We start from the raw sequence: 16,596 nt of genomic DNA on the forward strand, positions 1-16,596 counted from the left end.
GGCATCCGTCTTGGGTCGACGGCCAGGCGGCCGACCGGTTGATCCGTAAGCGCCTTACCTTAAGGAAAAGGCGCATTCAGGTCGAGATTAAAAAATTCAGGGCTGAGGATAAGCGTTCAGCGATACTGGAGGAAGACGTTCTCACGTCCAAACTGGTCACGCAGCGCCTGAATCAGGCTATCTGCAGGATCAATTCGCCACTGTTCACCGAATTGCAGCAACGCTCGGGCATCCGGCCCCGTGTAATCAAGGGTGATCGGGCAAGCGCCGCGATGGCTCTTGCACAGGTCTCCCAGCCAGCGCAGGCGGTCACCCTTCAAGGCTTCGGCGCGCACCGTCAGGCGCAGGCTTTCCGCCAGATTGGTGCGGGCATCCTCGATGCTCATCACCCGCTTGGCGCGCAGACGCAGGCCGCCGGAGAAGTCATCGTTGCTGACCTCGCCTTCGACCACCACCATGGCATCGGTCTGCAGCAACGAGCTGGCGGTATGGAAAGCCTCGGCGAACAATGACGCCTCGATCCTTCCAGAGCGGTCGTCGAGGGTGATGAAACCCATCTTGTCGCCCTTTTTGTTCTTCATCACGCGCAGAGCAATGATCAGCCCCGCGACGGTCTGGGTATCCCTGGCCGGCTTGAGGTCGATGATGCGCTGACGGGCGAAACGGCGAATCTCGCCTTCGTATTCATCGATGGGGTGACCGGTCAGGTACAGCCCCAGGGTTTCCTTCTCACCGCGCAGACGATCCTTGAGACTGATCTCCCGGGCCTTGCGATGGTTGGCATAGACATCGGCGTCTTCTTCGACGAACAGACCGCCAAACAGGTCGGCATGACCGCTGTCATGGCTGCGCGCGGTCTGCTCGGCAGCCTGAATGGCTTCTTCCAGGGCGGCCAGCAGCACGCCGCGGTTGCGGTCGATATTGGCTTGGTACGCCTTGGGTTCGGTCTCGAAGTACGGCCCCAGGACGTCCAGGGCACCACTGCGGATCAGGCCGTCGAGGGTGCGCTTGTTGACGCGCTTGAGGTCGACGCGGGCGCAGAAATCGAACAGATCCTTGAACGGCCCGGCCTGACGCGCCTCGCTGATGGCTTCGACCGGGCTTTCGCCGACGCCCTTGATCGCGCCCAGACCGTAGATGATGCGGCCGTCTTCGCTCACCGTGAACTTGAATTCGGACGAGTTCACGTCCGGCGCGTCGAGACGCAGCTTCATCGTGCGCACTTCTTCGATCAAGGTCACGACCTTGTCGGTGTTGTGCATATCCGCAGAAAGTACCGCCGCCATGAACGGCGCCGGGTAGTGGGTCTTGAGCCATGCGGTCTGGTAGGACACCAGGCCGTAGGCGGCCGAGTGAGACTTGTTAAAGCCGTAACCGGCGAATTTTTCTACCAGGTCAAAGATGTTACCGGCAAGGTCAGCGTCGATATTGTTGGTCGCGCAACCTTCGATGAAGCCGCCGCGCTGCTTGGCCATTTCCTCGGGTTTTTTCTTACCCATGGCCCGGCGCAGCATATCCGCACCGCCGAGGGTGTAACCGGCCATGACCTGGGCAATCTGCATCACCTGTTCCTGATACAGGATGATACCGTAGGTCGGTGCCAGTACCGGCTTGAGTCCCTCGTACTGGTAATCGCTGTGCGGATAGGCCAGTTCGGCGCGACCGTGCTTGCGGTTGATGAAGTCATCCACCATGCCCGATTGCAGAGGGCCAGGGCGAAACAGCGCCACCAGTGCGATCAAGTCTTCCAGGCAGTCAGGCTTGAGCTTTTTGATCAGCTCCTTCATGCCTCGGGATTCAAGCTGGAACACCGCCGTAGTTTCGGCTTTTTGCAGCAACTGGTAGGTCGGCGCGTCATCCAGGGGGATGAAGGCGATATCCAGCGGCTCCTGGTCGACCTTGGCGCGGTCGCGGTTGATGGTCTTGAGCGCCCAATCGATGATGGTCAGGGTCCGCAGGCCGAGGAAGTCGAACTTCACCAAGCCCGCCGCCTCGACGTCATCCTTGTCGAACTGGGTCACCAGGCCGTCACCGGCCTCGTCGCAATAGATCGGCGAGAAGTCAGTGAGCTTGGTCGGCGCGATCACCACGCCGCCGGCATGCTTGCCGACGTTACGCACCACGCCTTCGAGCTTGCGCGCCATCTCCCAGATTTCTGCCGCTTCCTCATCGACCTTGAGGAAGTCGCGCAGGATCTCTTCCTGCTCGTAGGCTTTCTCGAGCGTCATGCCGACTTCGAACGGAATCATTTTCGACAGACGGTCGGCCAGGCCATAAGACTTGCCCTGTACCCGCGCCACGTCCCGCACCACCGCCTTGGCCGCCATGGAACCGAAGGTGATGATCTGGCTCACCGCGTTGCGACCGTATTTCTCGGCCACGTAATCGATCACGCGGTCGCGGCCATCCATGCAGAAGTCGACGTCGAAGTCGGGCATGGAAACCCGTTCCGGGTTCAGGAAGCGCTCGAACAGCAGGTCATATTCCAGCGGATCAAGGTCGGTGATCTTCTGTACATAGGCCACCAGCGACCCAGCACCCGACCCCCGGCCAGGGCCGACCGGTACGCCGTTGCTCTTGGCCCACTGGATAAAGTCCATAACGATCAGGAAGTAGCCGGGGAAGCCCATCTGGATAATGATATCCAGCTCGAAATTCAGCCGGTCGACGTAGACCTGGCGCTTGGCGTCGTAGTCCTCGGTGGTGTCCTTGGGCAGCAGCACCGTCAGGCGTTCTTCCAGGCCGTCGAAGGAGACCTTGCGGAAGTATTCGTCGATGGTCATGCCATCGGGAATCGGGAAGTTGGGCAGGAAGTGGGTGCCCAGCTTCACATCGATGTTGCAGCGCTTGGCGATTTCGACGGTGTTTTCCAGCGCCTCGGGCAAGTCGCTGAACAGCTCGGCCATTTCCTCGGCGCTCTTGAGGTACTGCTGGTCGCTGTAGTTGTGCGAGCGGCGCGGGTCGTCCAGGGCGCGGCCTTCACCGATGCAGACGCGGGTCTCGTGGGCCTCGAAGTCTTCCTGCTTGATGAAGCGCACATCGTTGGTCGCCACCAGCGGTGCACCATGGCGATCAGCCAGGGCGACGGCGGCGTGCAGGTGCTCTTCATCGTTGACGCGGTTGGTGCGCTGGATTTCCACGTAGAAGCGATCAGGAAAGACCGCCATCCATTCCTTGAGCAACTGGTCGGCGTCGGCCGGATTGGAGCCCAGCAGGGCCATACCGATTTCGCCCTCCTTCGCCGCCGACAGCATGATCAGGCCATCATTGGCTTCAGCTACCCACTCACGCTCAATGATGATCTGACCGTTGCGCTGACCATCGATAAAGCCACGGGAAATCAGCTCGGTGAGGTTGCGATAGCCCTGCGGGTTCATCACCAGCAGGCTGATGCGCGACAGGGTTTCCTGATCCTTGCCCAGCAGCCACAGGTCCGCGCCACAGATCGGCTTGATCCCGGCACCCATGGCGGCTTTGTAGAATTTGACCAGCGAACACATGTTGTTCTGATCGGTCACGGCCACCGCAGGCATATTCAGGCCCGTCAGGGCCTTGACCAGGGGTTTGACCCGGACCAGACCGTCGACCAGCGAGTATTCGGTGTGCAGGCGTAGATGAACGAAAGAAGCCGGCATGGTGATCCTATAGCGCTAGAACACAAAAAACGAAGGCAGGGATTGTACCGGGACGAAAGGCTTGTGTGCGCACGTCCGTCAGCTCAGCCCGGGAGCAAATCCGTATCAAGAGATTGACCCATGGACTCGCGCGCTTCATAGGCCGCTCGGACAGGGCCGAACGAGCGCCGATGGATGGGCGTCGGCCCCAGGCGGGCCAGCGCTTCCAGGTGCACCGGCGTCGGATAGCCCTTGTGCCCGCCGATACCGTAGCCCGGATAGATCAGCTCGAAAGCGGCCATTTCCCGATCACGACTGACCTTGGCCAGAATCGACGCGGCGGCTATGGCAGGCACCTTGGCATCACCCTGGATTACCGGCGCGCTGGGCACCGCCAGCTTGGGGCAGCGATTGCCATCAATGAGCGCCAGTTTCGGCGTGATGCTCAGGCCTTCGACCGCGCGCTGCATGGCCAGCATGGTGGCATGGAGAATATTCAGGCGATCGATTTCCTCGACCTCGGCCCGGGCGATGCACCAGCACAGGGCCTTTTCCATGATCTCGTCGTAGAGCTTGTCGCGCTTGGCTTCGGTGAGCTTCTTCGAATCATTGAGGCCGAGAATCGGCCGACTCGGATCAAGAATCACCGCCGCCGTGACCACGGCGCCACACAACGGACCGCGACCGACCTCATCGACCCCGGCTACCAGCTCTTCGACCAGACTGAAATCCAGACCCATTTGCATTGATCGCGTACTCATAGTGAAGACGTTTGGCCCAGCAGCCCCAGCACGGCATCGGCGGCCTGATTCGAGGCGTCGCGGCGCAGGATATGTTGCAGTTCGGCGAAACCATCGGTCTGCGCCCGGCCGTCATCGAGCAATGGCAGCAAGGTTTGCGCCAATGCATCGGGGGTGGCCGCGCCCTGCAATAGCTCAGGAACCAGCAGGCGCTGGGCCAGCAGGTTGGGCAGGGAAACGTAAGGACTTTTGACCAGGCGCTTGAGAATCCAGTAGGTCAGCGGCGCCAGACGATAGGCGACCACCATGGGCCGCTTGTACAGCAGTGCTTCCAGGGTCGCCGTGCCCGAGGCAATCAGCACCGCATCGCAGGCCGCCAGGGCCACATGGGAGCGACCATCGAGCAACATGACCGGCAGGTCACGGCCTTGCAGCTGTAGCTCGATCTGGGCGCGGCGATGGTTGTTGGCGCAGGGCAGAACAAAACGGATGCCCGGGCGCTGCGCCAGCATGCGCTGAGCAGCATCGAAAAACAGCGTGCCCAAACGCCCGACTTCACCGCCACGACTGCCCGGCATCAAGGCTACGACCGTCTCGTCACCGAGGCCCAGCTCGGCGCGGGCGGCGTCACGGTCAGCCTCGAGGGGAATGGTATCGGCAAGCGGGTGACCGACGAAACGCACCGGCACGCCCTTCTCTTCGTAGAAACGCGCTTCGAACGGCAGCAGGGTCAGCATCAGATCGCAGCCTTCGCGAATCTTCAGCACCCGCTTCTGCCGCCAGGCCCAGACCGACGGGCTGACGTAATGCACGGTCTTGATCCCGGCCTGACGCAGCTTGAGTTCGACGTTGAGGGTGAAATCCGGTGCGTCGATGCCAATGAAGACATCCGGCTTTTCGGCGATCAGGGTTTCGATCAGCAATTTGCGCCGCCCCAGCAGCTCGCGCAGGCGACCCAACACCTCGACCAGGCCCATCACCGACAGGCGTTCCATGGGGAAATAGGAGGTCAGGCCTTCGGCTTCCATCAACGGGCCGCCGACCCCGATAAATTCGATGGCAGGATGACGGGCCTTGAGTGCCCGCATCAGACCGGAGCCGAGGATATCCCCCGACGCTTCACCGGCGACCAGGGCGACACGCAGTACGCTCGTCATGGTCAGCGGGTGATGCCGCGGGTCGAACACTGGATGGACTGGAGAAACACAGCAACTTCAGGGTACTGCGCAGCGGGCTCGGCCAGCTCGGCAATCGCCTGATCAACCGTCAGGCCCTGGCGATAGACCACTTTATAGGCCCGACGCAGCGCATGAATGGCTTCTTCGCTGAAGCCACGGCGACGCATACCTTCGAAGTTCATGCTGCGCGCTTCCGCCGGGTTACCGAATACGGTAACGAACGCCGGAACATCCTTGCCAATGGCCGTGCCCATGCCGGAAAAGCTGTGGGCGCCGATATGGCAGAACTGATGGACCAGGGTAAAACCGGAAAGAATCGCCCAATCGTCAACATGTACATGGCCAGCCAACGCGGTGTTGTTGACCAGAATGCAATGGTTGCCGATGACACTGTCGTGGCCGATATGGGCATAGGCCATGATCAGGTTGTGGTCACCCAGGGTGGTTTCAGCGCGGTCCTGAATGGTACCGCGGTGAATGGTCACGCCTTCGCGGATGACGTTGTGATCACCGATCACCAGACGCGTTGCTTCGCCCTTGTACTTGAGGTCCGGGGTATCTTCACCCACGGACGAAAACTGGTAGATGCGGTTGTGCCTGCCAATTTTCGTCGGGCCACGCAGGATAACGTGCGGCCCGATGACCGTACCCTCGCCAATTTCCACATCGGCTCCGATGATCGACCATGGGCCGACCTCGACATCGTCAGCCAGGATGGCCGTCGGATCGATGATTGCGCGAGGGTCAATCAAACTCATAGTTTACGTTCCGCGCAGATGATTTCTGCGGAGCATACAGGTTTGCCGTCGACCGAGGCCTGGCATTCAAACTTCCAGATCTGGCGCTTGCAGCTGATGAACCTGGCTTCAAGGATCAACTGGTCACCCGGCGTTACAGGCTGGCGGAAGCGCAGCTTGTCGGAGCCGACGAAGTAGTAAAGGGTGCCATCAGCCGGCTTCACGTCGAGCATCTTGAAACCGAGAATACCGGCAGCCTGGGCCATCGCTTCGATGATCAGGACGCCCGGCATGATCGGGTGCTGAGGGAAGTGGCCGTTGAAGAAAGGCTCGTTGATGCTGACATTCTTGTAGGCACGAATGCTTTTGCTCTCGACATCCAGCTCCACCACACGGTCCACAAGCAGGAACGGGTAGCGATGAGGCAGGTATTCGCGAATTTCTGTGATGTCCATCATTTCGAGGGGAAGCCTGTAGTAAAGATTGGGAGTGCGCGACGGACGCGCAGCATTCCTCTGCATATCAAGGACGTCGCTTATCGACTGATCGCACCTGATATGAAAAAAGTATCAGCCATCTGATGAAGCTTGGGCGCCTGAGGTCACTGTCTCGACAATCTTTTCCAGTTTCTGCAGGCGTCGTGCTGTGTCATCCAGTTTACGGATGCGTGCAGCACTTTTACGCCACTCGGCCGCTGGTTGCATCGCCGTACCCGAGGAATAGGCCCCTGGTTCGGTAATGGAATGCGTGACCATGGTCATGCCGGTGATGAAAACGTTGTCGCAGATCTCGATATGCCCGACCAGCCCGACACCGCCTGCGAGCATGCAGTGCTTGCCGATCTTGCTGCTGCCGGAAATACCGACACAGGCCGCCATGGCCGTGTGATCGCCGATCTGTACGTTGTGAGCGATCTGGATCTGGTTGTCGAGCTTCACGCCATTGCCGATGCGGGTATCAGCCAGTGCGCCACGGTCGATGGCGGTGTTCACGCCAATCTCCACGTCATCGCCAATCAATACACCGCCGATCTGCGCGATTTTCTGCCAGATGCCTTTCTCGTTGGCGAAACCGAAGCCCTCGCCGCCCAGCACCGCACCGGACTGAATCACGACGCGCTCACCGATACGCACGTCGTGGTACAGGGTCACACGCGGGGCCAGCCAGCCACCGGCACCGATTTCACAGCGAGCGCCGATAAAGCAGTGGGCACCGATGGTTACCCCGGCCGCAATCCGCGCGCCGCTTTCGATCACGGCAAAGGCACCGATACTGGCCATAGGATCAACCTGGGCATCAGCCGCGACCACTGCCGTCGGATGCACACCGGGTGCGGCCTTGGGCTTGGGATCGAACAGATGGGAAATCCGCGCGTAGGCCAGGTACGGATCCGGCACCAGCAGCGCATCCCCGGCGAAACCTTCGGCGTCAGCAGGCTTGAGCAAGACCGCTGAGGCATGGGTTTCGGTGAGGAATTTGCGGTACTGCGGATTGGCCAGGAAGCTGACTTGACCCGGGCCGGCCTCTTGCAGAGTCGCCAGCCCAGTGATGTCCCTGTCTGCAGCGCCACGGAGAGTGGCGCCGAGGAACTCGGCCAATTGGCCGAGCTTGATGGTTGCGCTCATGATTACTTCAGCTGGTTCATGCGCTCGATGACCTGGCGGGTCACGTCATACTGAGGCTTGACGTCGATTACCGCACCACGCTCGAACACCAGATCATAGGCGCCTTTCTTGATGACTTCTTCTACCGCTTGGTCCAGCTTGGGCTTGAGTTGCTTGAGCATTTCACGGTCAGCAACGGCTTTGGCTTCGTTCAGCTCCTTGGACTGGAACTGGAAATCGCGGGCCTTTTGCTTGAATTCAAGCTCCAGACGCTCACGCTCAGGCTGGGCCATCTTGTCGCCACCGGCAACCAGACGATCCTGAATGCCCTTGGCGCTGCTCTCCAGGGTTTTCAGCTTGTTCAGTTGCGGGCCGAACTTCTTCTCGGCGTCCACGGCGTAGGCCTTGGCTGCATCCGATTCAAGCAAAGCCATCTGATAGTTCAGTACCGCGATTTTCATGTCGGCAAAAGCCGGGGTCGCTGCCAGAACAGTTGCCAGCAGTACCAATTGAGTCAACTTACGCACAATACAACTCCTACGGAATTCGTTGTCATTATCAGGTCAGACACTTAGAAGGTCTGGCCCAGGGAGAATTGGAAAATCTGGGTTTCGGCTTCGCTGTCCGGCTTCTTCACTGGCATGGCCAGGGCGAAGCTCAACGGACCGAGCGCGGTGATCCAGGTCACACCCACACCCACGGAACTGGCCAGGCCGGAGAGGTCGACGTTGCTGCATTTGACCTTCGGACTATCTGCCGTCTTGACGGACGAGCTGCAGTTACTGTCGAAAACGTTACCCACGTCCCAGAACAACGAAGTGCGCAGGGAACGCTGATCCTTGATGAACGGCAGCGGGAACATGACTTCTACACCACCCTGAACCAGGACGTTGCCGCCGAACGGCAGTGGGTCTTGATCCGGATCACGAAGCGTTCCTGGTTTACCGCCAGGGTTACCGGCGCCACGACTAGGCGTACTGCGCGGACCCAGGGTGCTGTCCTTGAAACCACGAACCGAGTTGAAACCACCGGCATAGTAGTTTTCATAGAACGGCAGGCCCGAAGTGGAACCGTAACCGTCGCCATAACCCAGCTCAGTGTGCAGACGCAGGGTGTAGTCCGAAGTGATCGGGTGGAAGTACTGGGCACGGTAATCAAGCTTGTAGAACGACAGGTCGCTGCCTGGAATTGTGGTTTCCAGTACCAGACTTTGCGAATGACCACGGGTCGGCAAGGTGCCTTTGTTCAGGGTCGATTCAGACCATCCGGCCGAAGCCTTGAAGTTGGTGTACGAAGTGCCTTCCTTGTCGACGAAATCGAAGATTTCATCAACGGTGTAGGTACCGGTCTTGATTTCGTCGTGCTGTACGGTCAGGCCGAAGTTCAGACGCGAGGTTTCGTTGATCGGGTAGCCAAGGCTGACACCGGCACCGTAGCTGTCGACCGCATAGCTCGCAACGTCAACGTCGAGGTCTTTATAGTCGGTGGTGCGGTAGAAGGCGTTGTAGCCCAGGCTCACACCATCCGGAGTGAAGTACGGATCGACATAGCTGAAGTTGTAACGGCTCTGGTATTCGCTGCGGGTCAGACCGATGCTGACCTTGTTACCGGTACCCAGGAAGTTGTTCTGGCTGATCGAACCACCGAGGATCAGGCCCGCACTCTGGGCGAAACCGACGCTGGCAGTGATCGAACCGGACGCCTGCTCTTCAACCGCGTAGTTCACGTCAACCTGGTCGTCAGTACCCGGAACAGCCGGAGTTTCAACCTTCACTTCCTTAAAGAAGCCCAGACGGTCAAGACGGGTCTTGGACTGGTCGATCAGGTAGGTCGAAGCCCAGCCACCTTCCATCTGACGCATTTCACGACGCAGTACGTCGTCCGCTGTCTTGGTGTTGCCACGGAAGTTGATGCGGTTGACGTAGGCACGCTTGCCCGGGTCGACACCGAAAGTGATATCAACCGTGTGATCTTCATCATGTGGAGTCGGCACGCCGTTGACGTTGGCGAAGGTATAGCCTTCGTTACCCAGACGACGGGTGATCAGCTCGGAGGTAGTGGTCATCAGCTTGCGCGAGAACACCTGGCCCGGCTTGACCAGCAGCAGCGACTTGACCTGATCTTCCGGCACTTTCAGGTCGCCGCTCAGGGCAACCGACTTGACGGTGTATTTCTCGCCCTCGTTGACGTTGACCGTGATGAACACGCTCTTCTTGTCCGGCGAAATCGAAACCTGGGTCGAGGCGATATCCATATTGATATAGCCGCGATCGAGGTAGTACGAACGCAGACGTTCCAGGTCACCGGAGAGCTTTTCCCGGGCGTACTTGTCGTCGTTCTTGAAGAAGGAAAGCCAGTTGGTGGTCTTGAGCTCGAACAGACCGATCAGGTCTTCATCCGGGAACACCGAGTTGCCCACCACGTTGATGTGCTGGATAGCGGCAACGGTGCCTTCGTTGATGTCGATCTTCAGGCCTACGCGGTTACGCGGCTGCGGCACGACTTCGGCTTTCACCTCGGCCGAATAACGACCCTGCGCCACATACTGGCGTTGCAGTTCGTTACGCACGCCTTCGAGGGTCGCACGCTGGAAGATCTCGCCTTCGGCGAGGCCCGACGACTTCAGACCTTTCATCAGGTCTTCTGTGGAGATTGCCTTGTTACCGTCGATTTCAATGCTCGAAACCGAAGGTCGTTCGACCACGGTGATAACGAGGACATTGCCATCGCGGCCGAGCTGGATATCTTGAAAGAACCCGGTTTTAAACAGCGCACGAGTGGCCTCGACCAGACGACTATCATCCGCTTGCTCGCCCACGTTCAGCGGCAAGGCGCCAAAGACACTGCCGGCGGAAACCCGCTGGAGGCCATTGACCCGGATATCGGAGATAGTGAAGGACTCGGCGTGAACTTCAGCGATCATCAGTACGGCGAGAACCGCAGTTAGCAGCAGACGTTTCATGAAGTCCTTTCTTATTCCAACTGGCAATAAACAAACTGCCGCAAAATGCGGCAGGTTCGCAACACAGCGAAGCTTTATAGTCGGCCCAGATCGTTGACCAGTGCGAGCAACATCACGCCCACCACCAGACTGATACCAATCTGAACCCCCCAACCCTGTACTCTTTCCGAGAGCGGGCGACCACGCGCCCATTCAATCAGATAGAACAAAAGATGCCCCCCATCCAACACAGGAATAGGCAGCAGATTCAGAACCCCCAGGCTTATGCTCAGGTAAGCAAGGAAATTCAGGAAATCACCAATGCCTGACTGGGCCGAAGCGCCCGCCACTTTAGCAATGGTTATCGGTCCACTCAAGTTTTTTACCGAGAGCTCGCCGAACAACATTTTGCGCAATGAATCGAGGGTCAGCACACTCATGGTCCATGTGCGCCTGGCCCCCTCTGCCACGGCGGCCACCGGGCCATAACTGACCTCCCGCAGCATCTGCGGCGGCCAGTCTACCGGCTTGACGCCAGCGCCCATATAACCCGTCGCCGCCTTGCCCTCACCGTGCACGGCCAGGGTCAGGGGCACATCAAACTGTGCGCCGTCACGCTCTACCCGCAGCATGACCTTGGCATTGGGACGCTGACGCACCCAATCGACGACCTGTTGCCACTCATCAACCCCGTGACCATCGAGCATCACCAGGCGGTCACCGGTTTTCAGGCCAGCAGCCTGGGCCGGGCCTTGTGGATCGAGTTCTGCGAGCACCGGCGCCAAGGCCGGACGCCATGGGCGAATGCCCAGGGACTTGATCGGATCCGGCTCATCAGCCCCCTTGAGCCAGTCATTGAGTTGCAGGGTGTGCGGGGTGGGCACTGTCGAGCCCTGCTCCTGCACCATCACCGCAATCGAACCGCTTTCGCCGAGACGCCGCACCAGCTGCAGATTCACCGCCGCCCAACCGCTGGTCGCCTCACCATCGACCGAGACGATTTCCTGACCCGTACTCAACCCGGCCTGCTGGGCGATACTGCCCGGCTCGACCGCACCGATCACCGGACGCACCTGCTGACTGCCCAGCATCGCCAGTACCCAGAAGAAGGCAATGGCAAGCAGGAAGTTGGCAACCGGCCCGGCGATCACGATGGCGATACGCTGATAAACCGTCTTGCGGTTGAAGGCCTGATCGAGCAGCGCCTGAGGCACCTCACCTTCACGCTCGTCGAGCATCTTTACGTAGCCACCCAAAGGGATGGCGGCCACTACATATTCGGTACCCTGGCGATCATGCCAGCGGACCAGCGGCGTGCCGAACCCGACAGAGAAACGCAACACCTTGACGCCACAACGCCGGGCCACCCAAAAGTGACCAAATTCGTGAAAGGTCACCAGCACACCCAAAGCCACCAGGGTGCCGACAATCATATAGAGCGCGCTCATCAACTTTCTCCGGGGTACTGATTCATGGGGGTCAGCAAGACAACAGGTAAATGGCACAGCCCCTGCCCCACCCGACTTGCACAACAACCAGCCCAGTCACCGTCTGTTTACTTACCGCCCGCGCCGACCAAGCCATTGCTCGGCCAGCACGCGCGCTTTTGAGTCAACTTCGAATACCGTCTCCAGCTCATCCAGCGCAATGACCGGCTGCTGACCGAGAACGTCCTCGATCATACTCGCGATCTCAAGATAACGGATGCGTCGATCAAGAAACGCTGCCACCGCCACCTCGTTTACCGCATTCAGAGTCGCCGGGGCACTGTCACCGGCCTCGGCAGCCTGACGCGCCAGGCGCAGACAAGGAAAACGCCGTTCGTCGGGAGCGTGGAAATCCAGTCGGGCGATGCTGAACAAATCCAGCGGCGCAACCCCCGAGTCAATGCGTACAGGCCAGGCCAGAGCATTGGCGATGGGCGTGCGCATGTCCGGATTACCCAATTGAGCCAGCACCGAACCATCGACGTAATCGACCAGAGAGTGAATCACGCTCTGGGGATGGATCACCACCTCGACCTGGGCTGGTCGCGCATCGAACAGCCAGCAGGCCTCGATCAGCTCCAGGCCCTTGTTCATCATGCTTGCCGAGTCCACCGAGATCTTTCGACCCATCGACCACACAGGGTGGGCGCAAGCCTGTTCGGGGGTGACGTCGTGCAATTCGGCCAGAGGTGTTTCGCGAAACGGTCCGCCCGAGGCGGTCAGCAGAATCCGCCGTACACCCACAGCATTCAGGCCGCGGGAATAGTCGTTCGGCATGCACTGAAAAATCGCATTGTGCTCGCTGTCGATCGGCAGCAGCACTGCGCCATGCTGTCGCACGGCCTGCATGAACAGGCTGCCGGACATCACCAGCGACTCTTTATTGGCCAGCAACACCTTCTTGCCGGCCTCGACCGCCGCCAGCGTCGGCCGCAGCCCGGCCGCGCCGACAATGGCTGCCAGTACGGTATCAACCTGGGCATGCCCGGCGACTTCGCAAAGACCTTCTTCACCGACCAGGACACGGGTATCCAGGCCAGCAGCCACCAGATCATCCTGAAGCTTGCGCGCCACGTCCCGAGTCGGCACCACGGCATAACGCGGCACATGGCGCACGCACAGGGCCAGTAACTCTTTCAGACGAGTAAAACCGGTCAGGGCAAAGACTTGGTAGAGGTTCGGGTGACGGGCAATGACATCCAGAGTACTGAGGCCTACCGAGCCGGTGGCCCCAAGAACCGTAATCTGCTGGGCACGACTCACATCGCACCCCAGTTGGCAGCCCACAACAGTACGGCGAACACCGGAACTGCAGCGGTCAGGCTGTCGATGCGATCCAGAACACCGCCATGGCCCGGCAGCAGATTGCTGCTGTCCTTGATGCCGGACTGACGCTTGAACATGCTTTCAGTCAGGTCGCCGACAACGGAAATAAACACCACCACCGCCGCCCCCAACAAACCGAACAGCAGTTCCGATGCCGACCAGTGGCGAAGCAGACCGACCACCAGTGTAATCATCAGGCTTGCCACCAGACCGCCGTAGACACCCTCCCAGCTCTTGCCCGGGCTGACCTTGGGCGCCAGCTTGCGCTTGCCGAAGGCCTTGCCGGAAAAGTAGGCACCGATATCAGCGCCCCAAACCAGCACCATGACAGCGAGGATCAGCCAATTGCCCAGAGACCATTGTTTGATCAGGACCAGACCTTGCCAGGCCGGCAGCAGAATCAGCAGACCGATCACCAGCTTGCCGGCAACACTGGCCCAGCGCTCACTGGAGGCCGGATAGGTCAGCACCAGGTAGGTCGCCGCGACCCACCAGATCATCGCCACACCCAGCACCCACGGCGCCAGGCCTGGCAACAGATTGAGCATAAACAGCAGGACCGCCACCAGCGCGGCATAGCCCACCCGGGCGGGCTGGGCGTTGAAACCGGCCAGACGCGCCCATTCCCAGGCACCCAGGGTGACTACGAAGCCGATAAACAAGGCAAAACCTGCGCCGGAGAGCAGGAAAAATCCACACAGCGCAATCGGCAGTAGAATAAGTGCCGTAATGATTCGTTGTTTCAGCATTAAGCCCGGGCTCCAGCTTCGATTTGCTCGCTCGTTTTACCGAAGCGGCGCTGACGCGAAGCGAAATCTGCCAGCGCGGCGCGCATGGCATCGTGTTTGAAGTCCGGCCAGAACAGGTCGGAGAAGTACAGCTCGGCGTAAGCCAGCTGCCATAGCAGGAAATTACTGATACGGTGTTCCCCGCCAGTACGAATGCATAAGTCCGGCAGCGGCAGATCGCCCGTTGCCAGACAGGTTTGCAGCAGCTCCGGGGAAATATCCTCGGGGCGCAAATGACCCGCCTGAACTTCTCGCGCCAGACGCTGAGCAGCCTGAGCGATGTCCCACTGCCCGCCATAATTGGCGGCAATTTGCAGGACAAAGCGGTTATTGCCAGCCGTAGCCTGCTCGGCCTCGCGCATCGCGGCCTGAAGCTCAGGATGAAAACGCGAGCGATCGCCGATGATACGCAAGCTGATATTGTTTTCATTCAGACGCCGGGTTTCACGGCGCAAGGCCGTGAAAAACAGCTCCATCAACGCACCGACCTCCTCAGCCGGACGCTGCCAGTTTTCACTGGAGAAAGCGAACAACGTCAGCACCTCGACTTTGGCCTCGGCACACACCTCGATAACCGCGCGAACTGCGTCCACGCCCGCCTTGTGCCCGGCGACACCGGGCAACAGGCGTTTTTTCGCCCAGCGGTTATTGCCATCCATGATGATCGCTACATGACGCGGCACTGATGAAAGTGCTGTCAGCTTTGTCTTTTCCATGAAAGCTTCCCGGCCCTTATACGGCCATCAGGTCCGCTTCTTTCTGCTTGGTAGCCGCGTCGATATCGGCCTCTGCCTTGTCGGTGAGCTTCTGGATATCGGCAGCTGCACGACGCTCTTCGTCTTCACTGATTTCCTTGTCCTTGACCAGCTTCTTAACGTCGCCCAGGGCATCGCGACGAATGTTGCGCACGGCAACACGGGCATCTTCGGCTGCGCTGCGCGCCTGTTTGGTGAAGCCCTTGCGGGTTTCTTCAGTCAGGGCTGGCATGGAGATCAACAGCATCTCGCCGAGGTTGGTTGGATTGAGGTTCAGGCCAGCGCTCTGGATCGCCTTGTCGACTGCGGCGAGCATGTTGCGCTCGAAAGCCACGACCTGCAGGGTGCGGGAATCTTTCACGGTCACGTTGGCAACGCCGCTCAACGGAGTGTCAGCGCCGTAGTAAGGCACCATCACGCTGCCCAGAATGCTCGGGTGGGCCTTGCCGGTACGAATCTGACCAAATGCATGGGCCAGGGACTCAAGGGACTTCTGCATGCGCTCCTGAGCGTCTTTCTTGATTTCGTTGATCATTGTTGAGCTTCCTCGATCAGTGTTCCTTCAGCGCCGCCATGTACGATATTCAGCAGGGCGCCGGGCTTGTTCATGTTGAATACCCGCAGGGGCATATTATGGTCGCGGCACAGGCAGATCGCCGTCAGATCCATGACACCCAGTTTGCGATCCAGTACTTCATCGTAAGTCAGATGATCGAACTTCTCTGCATGGGGGTCTTTGAATGGGTCTGCGGTGTACACGCCATCGACCTTGGTTGCCTTGAGCACGACGTCGGCGTCGATTTCGATGGCACGCAGGCAGGCGGCGGAGTCGGTGGTAAAGAATGGATTACCGGTACCGGCCGCGAAAATCACCACTTCCTTGGAATTGAGGTGACGCATGGCCTTGCGACGATCGTAGTGATCGGTCACGCCCACCATGGAGATCGCCGACATCACGATAGCCGAGATATTGGCACGCTCAAGCGCATCGCGCATCGCCAGGGCGTTCATCACCGTAGCCAGCATACCCATGTGGTCGCCGGTAACGCGATCCATGCCGGCAGCACTCAGGGCTGCACCACGGAACAGGTTGCCACCGCCAATGACCAGGCCGACCTGAACGCCGATTCCTACCAACTGCCCCACTTCGAGCGCCATACGATCCAGAACCTTGGGATCGATGCCGAACTCTTCGGACCCCATCAGGGCCTCGCCGCTCAGTTTGAGTAGAATGCGTTTATAGCGAGCCTGATGACCACTGCCCTGCTGAGCCATTGCGAATCTCTCCTGCGGCGTTTACTTGAAAAAAATCTTACAGGCTCTTTCAACCTGCGCTAACTCTAGCCTGACGCTGCTACAGCGTCACAAAGATGTCGCCTTGTAAGCTACATCTTCAAGGAAAACAAATACTTTTCCCTTTTGAAAA

14 protein-coding genes are annotated in these 16,596 nt (G+C 59.4%); all 14 read right to left on the minus strand.

Going from position 1 to position 16,596, the window contains the following annotated elements; genetic code table 11:
- Positions 1-116: 116 nt before the first annotated feature.
- Positions 117-3,635, minus strand: coding sequence for a DNA polymerase III subunit alpha (gene dnaE / locus AC1Z24_RS24510; RefSeq protein ID WP_483743054.1), 3,519 nt, complete (start codon positions 3,633-3,635; stop codon positions 117-119).
- 83 nt (positions 3,636-3,718) lie between these two features.
- Complete coding sequence (gene rnhB / locus AC1Z24_RS24515) at positions 3,719-4,360, minus strand: ribonuclease HII (protein WP_483746707.1); 642 nt, start codon at positions 4,358-4,360, stop codon at positions 3,719-3,721.
- 11 nt (positions 4,361-4,371) lie between these two features.
- A complete protein-coding gene (lpxB, locus tag AC1Z24_RS24520) occupies positions 4,372-5,511 on the minus strand; it encodes a lipid-A-disaccharide synthase (protein ID WP_483743055.1) in 1,140 nt (379 codons plus the stop codon).
- Between the two features lie 2 nt (positions 5,512-5,513).
- Positions 5,514-6,290 carry an acyl-ACP--UDP-N-acetylglucosamine O-acyltransferase gene (lpxA, locus tag AC1Z24_RS24525; protein WP_259109906.1) on the minus strand — a complete coding sequence of 259 codons (777 nt, stop codon included), beginning with the start codon at positions 6,288-6,290 and terminating at the stop codon, positions 5,514-5,516.
- Positions 6,287-6,727 carry a 3-hydroxyacyl-ACP dehydratase FabZ gene (fabZ, locus tag AC1Z24_RS24530; protein ID WP_413301495.1) on the minus strand — a complete coding sequence of 147 codons (441 nt, stop codon included), beginning with the start codon at positions 6,725-6,727 and terminating at the stop codon, positions 6,287-6,289. Before fabZ ends, lpxA begins: the two co-directional genes overlap by 4 nt.
- Before the next feature lie 111 nt (positions 6,728-6,838).
- Positions 6,839-7,894 (minus strand): UDP-3-O-(3-hydroxymyristoyl)glucosamine N-acyltransferase, encoded by a 1,056-nt coding sequence (gene lpxD / locus AC1Z24_RS24535; protein ID WP_483743056.1) that lies wholly within the window; start codon positions 7,892-7,894, stop codon positions 6,839-6,841.
- A 2-nt stretch (positions 7,895-7,896) separates the two neighbouring features.
- Positions 7,897-8,400 (minus strand): OmpH/Skp family outer membrane protein, encoded by a 504-nt coding sequence (locus tag AC1Z24_RS24540; RefSeq protein ID WP_259109912.1) that lies wholly within the window; start codon positions 8,398-8,400, stop codon positions 7,897-7,899.
- Positions 8,401-8,444: 44 nt separating this feature from the next.
- Positions 8,445-10,835: an outer membrane protein assembly factor BamA gene (gene bamA, locus AC1Z24_RS24545; RefSeq protein ID WP_483743057.1), complete on the minus strand. Its 2,391-nt coding sequence runs from the start codon at positions 10,833-10,835 to the stop codon at positions 8,445-8,447.
- A 74-nt stretch (positions 10,836-10,909) separates the two neighbouring features.
- Entirely contained in the window at positions 10,910-12,262 is a 1,353-nt protein-coding gene (gene rseP, locus AC1Z24_RS24550) for a sigma E protease regulator RseP (protein ID WP_483743058.1), read from the minus strand.
- Between the two features lie 111 nt (positions 12,263-12,373).
- The gene (ispC, locus tag AC1Z24_RS24555) at positions 12,374-13,564 is read right to left on the minus strand and encodes a 1-deoxy-D-xylulose-5-phosphate reductoisomerase (RefSeq protein ID WP_483743059.1); all 1,191 of its coding nucleotides are present in this window, start codon (positions 13,562-13,564) and stop codon (positions 12,374-12,376) included.
- The gene (locus AC1Z24_RS24560; protein ID WP_483743060.1) at positions 13,561-14,376 is read right to left on the minus strand and encodes a phosphatidate cytidylyltransferase; all 816 of its coding nucleotides are present in this window, start codon (positions 14,374-14,376) and stop codon (positions 13,561-13,563) included. The genes ispC and AC1Z24_RS24560 overlap by 4 nt, the downstream gene beginning before the upstream one ends.
- Complete coding sequence (gene uppS, locus AC1Z24_RS24565; protein WP_259109922.1) at positions 14,376-15,131, minus strand: polyprenyl diphosphate synthase; 756 nt, start codon at positions 15,129-15,131, stop codon at positions 14,376-14,378. Before uppS ends, AC1Z24_RS24560 begins: the two co-directional genes overlap by 1 nt.
- A 16-nt stretch (positions 15,132-15,147) precedes the next feature.
- Entirely contained in the window at positions 15,148-15,705 is a 558-nt protein-coding gene (gene frr / locus AC1Z24_RS24570; protein ID WP_259109924.1) for a ribosome recycling factor, read from the minus strand.
- Positions 15,702-16,445: a UMP kinase gene (gene pyrH / locus AC1Z24_RS24575; RefSeq protein ID WP_259109926.1), complete on the minus strand. Its 744-nt coding sequence runs from the start codon at positions 16,443-16,445 to the stop codon at positions 15,702-15,704. Before pyrH ends, frr begins: the two co-directional genes overlap by 4 nt.
- Positions 16,446-16,596 lie beyond the last annotated feature (151 nt).

The organism is Pseudomonas sp. JL23, from assembly GCF_056933585.1.